The following is an 803-nucleotide window of genomic DNA, read 5'->3' as shown; positions in this document are numbered from 1 at the left end:
GACCCGCTCGCCGACACCGGCTCCGGCGGCAAGGCGTCCGACATCTCCTCCGGGTGGCTCTCCTCCGGCACCGGCCTGCGGATCGGCGGCCAGCGCGGCAGCCTGAAAATGAAGGCGGCCCGCTCCCGGATGGCCCGCGCCGGGCGCATCAAGGGGGTCAAGAGGCTGTGATGGCAGGGGAGTTGACGCGCGGTGAGGCCCTCGGTGCCGAGTGCGTCCCTGGCGAGGGTGACGCCCGGAGGTTCACTCGAACGGGGTCGCAGGGGCGGAACGGGGCCTCACAGGCCGGTCGTTCATCATTCGTACGCACAGCCACAGCCACAGCGATGAGTANNGCCACTGGCACGAGTCCGGGCACCAGCACAGCCCCGGTCATGAGCAGGGGCACCAGCACAGCCACACGCACGCGCGTCCGGGCATTCACGTCCGCGCCCTGAGAGGGGGAGACAGCCGCAGTGACCAACATTCCCGAGACCGGGCGGACCCCACGGGTCCAGATCCGGCTCGTCGTGATCCAGATCCTCGTCCTCTCCCTCCTCGGTACTCTCGGCGGCCGGCTGTGGTACCTCCAGATCCGTGAGGGCGCGGAGTACGCCAAGGAGGCCTCCGGCAACCACGTCCAGCAGGTCGTCGAGCCCGCCGTGCGCGGCTCCATCCTGGACGCGCGGGGCGTCCCCCTCGCGGACAACGAGACACGCCTCGTCGTCTCCGCCTCCCGCACCGAGCTGCTGAAGCAGAAGGACGACGGCGACGCCGTCCTGGCCAAGCTCGCCGCGGTGCTCGGCATGACCGCCGAGGAGGTC

At 70.8% G+C, this 803-nt stretch carries 2 pseudogenes; both read left to right on the top strand.

Annotated elements, in window-relative coordinates:
* Positions 1 to 171: pseudogene (locus BZL64_RS33075) on the top strand (rod shape-determining protein MreD); the annotation flags it as partial.
* A 284-nt stretch (positions 172 to 455) separates the two neighbouring features.
* Positions 456 to 803, top strand: a pseudogene (locus BZL64_RS33070) (penicillin-binding protein 2); the annotation flags it as partial.

The sequence above is a fragment of the Streptomyces bobili genome (assembly GCF_002154575.1).
GTDB classification, from domain to species: domain Bacteria; phylum Actinomycetota; class Actinomycetes; order Streptomycetales; family Streptomycetaceae; genus Streptomyces; species Streptomyces bobili.
This window is presented reverse-complemented; position numbering and strand designations above follow the sequence as displayed.